Origin of the sequence: Streptomyces sp. NPDC059456, from assembly GCF_042750055.1 — a bacterium.
Classification (GTDB): Bacteria; Actinomycetota; Actinomycetes; order Streptomycetales; family Streptomycetaceae; genus Streptomyces.
The window spans coordinates 1-7,240 of record NZ_JBHYVA010000443.1 but is presented as its reverse complement, the minus strand read 5'-3'; the positions used below and the strand labels follow the sequence as shown (position 1 = coordinate 7,240).

Below are 7,240 nucleotides of genomic sequence, written 5' to 3'. Positions count from 1 at the left end.
AACGGCTCGATCCACTTCGGATCATCCGCCGAGATCACCCCGCCCATGCCCAACCAACACCACAACCACCACAACGGTTACGGGACAACCTCTAGCGGTGCGCCCGCTGCTGGCCCGGGACAGGCCTTGCCCGGTTGCGGTGACAGGCCGGAACTGGACGTGACCGTCGAGCCCGAGCAGCTGACGGTCGCATCGGACGGGTCCCTTACCGCTGAGGTCAACTGCACTCTCGGGGCTGGATGGCACCTGACCTGGATGGTGCAGATCGACGGCGTCGGCAAGCCCGTTCCGCATACGAACTACTACCCCAAGGATGATCTGGGGCGGCCCGGCCCGTACATCTTCGATGTCCACCTGTCCCGGGCCGAGCCCGGTTCTGCCCGCACGATCTACGTCGTTCTTACCGACGATTTCTCCTACCGTCAGCTGAGCGAGAACCGGAACCCGGACGGATCGCTCCTGAAACTTCCCAACGGTGCGCGCAAGGTCTCCAACTCGGTTCTGGTCAAGCGGTACTGACCTGCCCCGGTATAGCACCGAGGCTCGACGGCATAGCGTGGGTCGGCGGATTTCCCGCACGCCCAATAGAGCCCGCGGCAGCCAGGGCGGGAGCCGGCTACTGCGGCGTCTGTCCGTCGCTGTGTTGCCCTGGTCCGTCCTGGCTGCGGGCATCCTTCGGGCGATGGATGTTGTCGGCGCGCAGTCCGGTGCTGTCGTGGGTGAGGTCGAAGAGGACTCTGTCGCCGGGACACAGACAGCGTCCGTTTTCGCGAATGGCTTGGGACTCGGCCCGGATGTCCGGTCCGGTCCCGTCCTGGCTGATGAGACCGGTACCTCGTTCGGGGTCGAACCACTTCACGATTCCGCAGGGTGACACGCTGCCCCTCCTCATACGCCGGATCCGGAACCCGACACTCTCCGCCTGCGCTCGGACGGAGGGGAGGGCGTGATCAGGGGCGTGATGCAGCGGACTCCGGCGTGGCTACAAGCGGCGGGCGCCCCTCGCGCAGGTGGGCTACGGGGCCTGACGGCCCGCCCACCTGCTCGGGGGCAGATGGGCGGTGCTCGGCGATCCGGCTGGTTCTTGCGCTGGCGGGCCGTGGCGCCGGCGTACTTTTGACCGGCTGACGGCCAGGGATTCGTCCGCTGCGGCAGCCGGACTCCTTGCCGGTGGACGGTACGGCGATGCGAGAAGGGGGAGGGCTGCGGCGGTGGAGTGGACTGTGTCAGCGTCGGGAGTCAACCCTCGCCTGCGCATGTCACACGGGGTGCCGAATGCTGTGCTTGTGGTGCCGGGTGGTGGTTGCCGGTGGCTATGGTCGGCTCAGTCCGCGTCGATGGGGCGTGCGCGGGCGAGGCCCGGTGACCAGAGCGCTCTGGCGGCAGTGACACCGGGCCGCCCAACCGCCAACGGGCCGAGGTCCGGCGTACGGGGCGTCTCCTCGGGCGCGGGCCACCCGGCTCTGCCGAGCCGAGGGGCGCGCCCGCATTGATGCACTGCCCGACGGGCGCTCGGTGCCCCCCCCCCGTAAAGCAGGCCTGCGATCCTGCACTCACCGCGCCGGCCCGCAGCGCGCGGTATGGGGTCTGTGCGGGTGGTTCCGGGAGCGTTCGCGAGGGCTCGTGACGCGGCCGACGAGCTCGGGGCCGGGCAGCTCGCGCCCGCCCGGGCTACCGCCGCCCCGGCCGAGATTGGGATCATCACCGCTGTGATCCACCAGCGCCGCAAACACGACCGCCGTGTTCGCCGCCGCCATGGACGTCGCCCACCAGGCCCACCTGCGAACCCCGGACCCGACGCCCGACGCCGACGCTTGGGAGGCGTTCTTCGGTAACCTGCGCACGGGTGGCGCGCTGCGCCAAGCGGCGCTTGCCGCGGGTATCCGGTCCGAGGCCGTCTACCGGCGCCGCCGTGCGGACCGGGCCTTCGCCCGCCGCATCGACCGGCGGCGCACCACCGCGTAGCCTCCGGGGGACAGGCCGCGGGGTGTGGTGGTCGCTGTGTCCTGCGGCGGAGTCATTCCATGCCGAGGGCGGCGTCGGGCCGGCAGCTGGGCCCCGTGCCCCGGGCGCGGAAGGCCTCACCCCAATGAGCGGCATCCCTGTGCGAGTCGAGCCGGTCGCTGTTTTACTCGGCCTGGTTCGAGATCATGCGTCTCGGCCGGCTTCCTGAGCTGCACGCTCCAGCCGACTTCGGTGGTCCTCCCACCACGGCGAGTCGCCGGGGGGCATGCTGTCGTTGCCCTTGTTCATCCCGACGGCACCGTCTATGAGCTCCCGGAGGATATCGGCGTGCCCGGCGTGCCGGTGCGTATCAGCGATCACTCGCACCACGGCATGATGCAACGTCACCTCGTCCCTGCCGTTCGGCCACCACGGCACCCTGCCGGTCGCGTCCAGCGCCAGCGCGTCGATTGTCGCGTCCGCGTGCACCCACGCCCGGCGGTAAAGCTCCACGATGTACTCGCGTGACTCATCGGCGGTCGCCCACATATCCGCGTTGGACTCTGCACCGTCATCGAGCCAGGGCAGCGGCTCGCCGGACGGTCGCCCGAAGGTGTCGCCGAGGTAGCCCAGTTCCACACTGGCCACGTGTTTCACCAGGCCCAGGAGGTTCGTGCCGGTCGGCGTCAGCGGACGGCGGATGTCGTACTCCGCGAGCCCTTCGAGTTTCCACAGCAGGGCGTCACGGGCGGACTGCAAGTAAAAGTGAAGGTCAGCCTTGGCATCTGATGCGGTCATGCGGCCAGTCTGCCGCCCGCGCGGTTTTTGTCTACCGCCCTTTCCACCGCTCGCGGCGAACCGGATCATCTGAGGCGACGAACGAATCGGACCAGATCACTTGAGACAGGGTCCAGATCGACAGAGACGGGACACGTGCCGTCTCACCGGGGGTGTGACTGAGCTGTCCTGTGCCATCAAGCTTGAGCGTGTGCCATTGATTCCTAATGCCGTCTGTCATGCGGCGAGGGCTGTCGGCGGTCTGACCTCGTAGGTCCGTCCGTCACGGAGGAGAGCCCACAAGGCGTTGACGCGGCGGCGCGCGAAGGCGAGGGCGGCTTGGGTGTGACGCTTGCCCTCAGCGCGTTTGCGGTTGTACAAGCGGCGGGCTTCCTCGGACCTTCGGATGCTGAACAGTGCAGAGGTGTAGAGCACACGCTGGAGCCACCGGTTGCATCGCTGCGGGCGCCGCAGGTTCCCGCTGATCTTGCCGGACTCACGTGGGACCGGGGCGATGCCCCCGAAGGCAGCGAGGCGGTCGGGGGTGCCAAACAGGGCCATGTCACCGCCGGTCACGGCCAGGAACTCGGCTTCGAGGATGGTGCCCAGGCACTGGGGCCGGTTTGCCGTCCTGGCCGGCCACAAGGCACGAACTCTTATGCATATTCGGGATGCAGGTGCGAAGAATTCCGCAGAGCAGTTGTTACCCAATCAACTAGGGGCTGTCCCGTTAAGGGTGGGTGAGTCGACAGCTCCCTGACTGGAGACGAGGATGTCGGATGGCATCGGTCCGTTGAGTTCTGGCAGGGGGACAGCTCGTGAGCCTGTCATATCGAGCACGTGTGGTGGCGCTCCTGGAGGAGTCGCCGCTCACCGCGGAGGCTGTCACTACGGACGTTCGCCACCTGCTCTCGCACGGTGAGGAGGCTTTGGCGTTCGACACGATGTGCTCGTGGATCTATGAGGACGCTCTGCCCATCACCCGGCTGTACACGCTCGACTGGTGGCAATGGCGGACGAGATGGACACCCCGAGGTCCGTCCAGCGCCTTGACGAGCTGCTGATCGACTGACACTTCCCTGCAGCGGCCTGTCGAGGGACGATCTTCTCCGTGGCAGGTGTGATCACGGCGTCGGAGCCGTCTTGGATACCCTCGTTCACCGGTCTGAGCCCTCTCCTATTCGGCCGGCTGGTGACCCTACTGGGCGCGGGGGTGCGGATGCGGTTCGCAGGGGCCGTCCGTGGAGCCTTCAGCTAGAGGACCGGCTTCAGCTGGTCGCGGCCTACTGGCGAACGAACTTGACGATGCGCCAGCTCGCTCCCCTCTTCGGAGTGTCCAAGTCGGCGGCGGACCGCATCATCGACCACCTCGGGCCCATGCTCGCGCTCCAGCCCCGAAAGCGGTTCGCAAAAGGCACAGTCCTCATCGTGGACGGCACCCTCGTCCCGACCCGGGACCACACGGTGGCGGAGCAGTCCAAGAACTACCGGTACTCGACCAACCACCAGGTCGTCATCGATGCCGACACCCGTCTGGTGGTCGCAGTGGGCCGGCCTCTCGCCGGGAACCGCAACGACTGCAAGGCATGGGAGGAATCCGGCGTCAAAGCCGCCGTCGGCAGGACCATGACGATGGCCGACGGCGGCTATCCCGGGACCGGGCTCGTCATGCCCCACCGCCGGCGCAAGGGCGAAGACCTACCGGACTGGAAGGAAGCACACAACGAGTCCCACAAGCAGGTCCGCGCCCGCATCGAGCACGTCATCGCGCGAATGAAGACTTGGAAGATCCTCCGCGACTGCCGACTCAAAGGCGATGGCGTTCACTACGTCATGCTCGGTATCGCTCGGATGCACAACCTCGCCCTCGCCGGATAGACGAGCGGCGCACGACGGCCGACGATGCGCAAAGCGACTCGGAGATCGTTTACGGGACGGCCCTTAGTCCGGTCGGGTGAGATCCGCGGCGCCGAGCACCTACCGGACGGCGGCCATCAACTCTCGTGATCCGGCTCCGGACATGACCGTGCCTTCCCGTGCCGGTTCCTCGATGCGCTGGTAGCCGACGCCGGGCCAGAGGCCGCGAGTAAGGCTTCATGGCTGATCACTCCGCGCGACGTGGCCGCTGCTCTGTGCCGGGGGTGGTTCATATGCGGGGTGTTTCGCGGGGTGGTTAACCCAGGTGGTGCTGAGGAACCGGACCGGCCCGGGCTGGGGCCCCGCGGAACCGAAGGCACGGCCCGCTCTCGCCTGACCCACTACGCAGTGCGGCACCGACCGCCGCCGTCCGCAACGCGCTCACCGTCGACATGCCCGCCGGGCCGTCGTCGGCGGCAGCGAATCCGCCTTGCCGCCACCCTTGTACACGAGCCGGCCCCGCACCCTGTACGCCCCCGGCCGGTCGCAGCCGGGCGTCGGGCCTCAGGTGAGGCGTGAGCCGATCCGGAACCGCATCTCGTCCGAGGCCCGGCGAGTGTCCTCACTCTGGACTGCGTCATCGAGCAGCCCGAGGAGCACCATCAACGCCCGCGCCTCGTCCTCACTGATCAGTTTCAGGCGCGGTTCGCTCATGCCGTCGAGGAGGATGTCCAGCATGACCCCGGTCGGCGCGGGAACGGGCATGGACCGTCCTCTCACCGCGGCCAAGTCGGCGCCGGGCTCCAGCCGGATTGCGTCCAGCAGCGCGGTCCACGAGGTCCGGCCGGTCTCCAGCGGGGGAGACGTATACCGCCAGCACCAGCCGACCGTCACCGGCTCGGGGAAGCGGGACATTCGTCAGTGCCCGATGCAGCGGGGCGACGTCGATCCGACCGTGGTTGATCCGGGAGTACCAGGCCCCGTGCCCGCGCCGATGCTCGGGAGCGAGCGCCAGGTCCACGAGGGTGCGGACCGGGCCGTCGGGGCACAACAGCGCGTCGCACAGCTCGAACAGGGCGTCGCTCCGCGCGGTCATGCACGCGTATAGCTCCGACCGGAACTCCGCCGCCACCGTGAACGCGTCTCGTTGAACCTCATGCTCGACCAGTCTCACGATCCCGGCCTCCGTGCTGCGTTGTCGCTCAGCACAGGATCGGCCCGAGGCCCCTCACACACCTGGTGAACTGGGGAAACGCCGAACAAGTTCGAGTCCCGTTCGACGGCGGACGTTAAACGGCAAGCCCAGCCCCCGTACTGCGCCTTCCGTGCGGCGTTGCAGGCCGCGCACAGAGGCTTCTCTGGGGGAGCAGGTGTGGCGCGAGGCAGGAGACGGTGAGTTTGTGCAGCTCAGCGCGCGGTGTGTTCACCGTAGTCGCTGCAACAGGTGTGGTGCTATCGCTGGTTCGGGCGAGTCGTTCCTTCCTGGCTGTGGGGGCGGGCCCCGAGGGCTGTGACGGCGGCAGCCATCGACAACGCGGCAAGCAGGGCGAAGAGGGCGGCGTGGCCGCCGAGGGGGCCGGCCAGGAGGGCGCCGGTGAAGGGGGCGAGGGCGGCTGCGGCGTGTGCGGGGGCGCCGAGGAGGCCGGAGAGTCGGCCGTAGTGGGTGGTGCCCCAGCGGTCGGTGACGGCGGTGGCCTGGAGGAGGGTGAGGTTGCCGCGGACCACGCCGGCGAGGACGGATACAGCGACGAGCAGAGCGTACGGACCGGCCACGCCAGCGAGGGCCGTGGTGGTGAGGGCGCCGAGTGCGGCCAGGGTGACGGTGCGGGCGGTGACGCCGAGGTGGCGGGCGAGGATCGCGTACAGGGTCCGTCCGAGGGTCTGCCCCGCTCCGCCGAGCCCGAGGGCCCATGCGGCCTGGGTGGTGGTGTAGCCGCGTTCGAGAAGGAGGGGGACGAGGCCGACGACGACGGCGTACATCGCGAACGCGGACAGGGTGAAGGTGACGGCCAGCATCCAAAATGCCCGGCTGCGCACCACGCCCGCGTGGCCGCTGGTGACGTGCGGCGGACTCGGCGGGGCTGGGGGCCACGGGGCCGTCAGCGCGATCGCGTGCGCCGGGACGGTCAGGGCCGCGAGGATGCCGGCGAGCACGGTGTAGGTGGCGCGCCAGGACATGTGGTCGGCCAGGATCGCGGTCAGGGGTGCGAAGACGGTGGAGGCGAGTCCGCCGGCGAGGGTGACGATGGTGAGTGCGCGGATGTGGTCGGGGGCCCACCAGCGGGTGAGGGCGGCGAAGGCGGGCTGGTAGAGGACGGCGGCCATCGCCGCTCCGGTGAGCAGCCATCCGGCGAAGAAGACGGCCAGGTTGGGGGCTGCGGCGATCACCAGCAGGCTCAGAGAACCCAGGGCGGAGCCGGTGGTCATGACGGCGCGGGGGCCGCGGTGGTCCAGGACGCGGCCGACGTAGATTCCGGCTATAGCGGAGACGACGAGGGCGGCGGAGAACGCGGCGGTGGTCGCGCCCGCGCTCCAGCCGGTGTCGGCGGTGATGGCCGGGTTGAGGACGAGGAAGGCGTAGTAGACGATGCCCCAGCTGGTGATCTGCGTGGTGCAGAGCGCGGGCAGGACGGCGCGTGGCCGCGACCGGACCCCTGTCCCG

At 69.0% G+C, this 7,240-nt stretch carries 6 protein-coding genes and 3 pseudogenes; 4 read left to right on the top strand and 5 right to left on the bottom strand.

Features of this window, described 5'->3' with window-relative positions; all coding sequences use genetic code 11:
• Positions 1-519: hypothetical protein (locus ACFXA3_RS29705; RefSeq protein WP_385191646.1), on the top strand; the 519-nt coding region annotated here is incomplete at its 5' end.
• 97 nt (positions 520-616) lie between these two features.
• Here the strand turns inward: ACFXA3_RS29705 and ACFXA3_RS29700 are convergent.
• The gene (locus ACFXA3_RS29700) at positions 617-859 is read right to left on the bottom strand and encodes a cold shock domain-containing protein (protein WP_385191644.1); all 243 of its coding nucleotides are present in this window, start codon (positions 857-859) and stop codon (positions 617-619) included.
• Positions 860-1,740: 881 nt separating this feature from the next.
• On the opposite strand from ACFXA3_RS29700, the gene ACFXA3_RS29695 reads away from it, so the two are divergent.
• Positions 1,741-1,965, top strand: coding sequence for a hypothetical protein (locus ACFXA3_RS29695; RefSeq protein WP_385191642.1), 225 nt, complete (start codon positions 1,741-1,743; stop codon positions 1,963-1,965).
• Positions 1,966-2,148: 183 nt separating this feature from the next.
• Here ACFXA3_RS29695 and ACFXA3_RS29690 read toward each other — a convergent pair whose 3' ends face one another.
• Together ACFXA3_RS29690 and ACFXA3_RS29685 are read right to left on the bottom strand one after the other, a co-directional pair.
• Entirely contained in the window at positions 2,149-2,742 is a 594-nt protein-coding gene (locus ACFXA3_RS29690) for a DinB family protein (protein ID WP_385191641.1), read from the bottom strand.
• A gap of 216 nt (positions 2,743-2,958) precedes the next feature.
• Positions 2,959-3,327 (bottom strand): annotated as a pseudogene (locus tag ACFXA3_RS29685) (transposase); the annotation flags it as partial.
• A gap of 212 nt (positions 3,328-3,539) precedes the next feature.
• On the opposite strand from ACFXA3_RS29685, the gene ACFXA3_RS29680 reads away from it, so the two are divergent.
• Positions 3,540-3,785 (top strand): MafI family immunity protein, encoded by a 246-nt coding sequence (locus ACFXA3_RS29680; protein WP_385191640.1) that lies wholly within the window; start codon positions 3,540-3,542, stop codon positions 3,783-3,785.
• Positions 3,786-3,832: 47 nt separating this feature from the next.
• Positions 3,833-4,599: pseudogene (locus tag ACFXA3_RS29675) on the top strand (transposase).
• Positions 4,600-5,340: 741 nt separating this feature from the next.
• Here ACFXA3_RS29675 and ACFXA3_RS29670 read toward each other — a convergent pair.
• Together ACFXA3_RS29670 and ACFXA3_RS29665 are read right to left on the bottom strand one after the other, a co-directional pair.
• Positions 5,341-5,752 (bottom strand): annotated as a pseudogene (locus ACFXA3_RS29670) (transposase); the annotation flags it as partial.
• A gap of 278 nt (positions 5,753-6,030) precedes the next feature.
• The coding region (locus ACFXA3_RS29665) for an MFS transporter (RefSeq protein ID WP_385191639.1) at positions 6,031-7,240 on the bottom strand (1,210 nt) is incomplete at its 5' end.